The following is a 360-nucleotide window of genomic DNA, read 5'->3' on the forward strand; positions in this document are numbered from 1 at the left end:
AGGTAGGGTAGATGGTTTTGATCAGTCGTCCTACAACATCGGCGCTGTTGCCATATTCATGTTTGATCTGATTCCCCATAGGGTCAGTTTCTGTGATCAAACGTCCTTGCTCATCATAGGTTTGTTGGGTTTTTAAGCCTGTGGGTGAGGTGATTTCTATCAGTTGGTTGACAAGGTTGTAGTGTTCTTGGCGAGTTTCACCTAGGGTGTTTTTAAGGCTAATACATGAGCCAGTGTGATCAAAGGTGTAGCTTTGTTGGCTGCTAAAGCCTAGGGCGTTGGTGTATTGGGTTATACGCCCAGCAAAGTCGGTTTCATAGGTTTCGCTTTGGTTGAGGGGATTGATGCTTTGGCGTAAGT

1 protein-coding gene is annotated in these 360 nt (G+C 45.6%); it reads right to left on the minus strand.

What is annotated here, in order from left to right; genetic code table 11:
• The coding region (locus VQ643_RS16365) for a hypothetical protein (RefSeq protein ID WP_414201590.1) at positions 1-360 on the minus strand (360 nt) is incomplete at both ends.

The sequence above is a fragment of the Pseudomonas sp. F1_0610 genome (assembly GCF_047470865.1).
Classification (GTDB): Bacteria; Pseudomonadota; Gammaproteobacteria; order Pseudomonadales; family Pseudomonadaceae; genus JAZDRH01.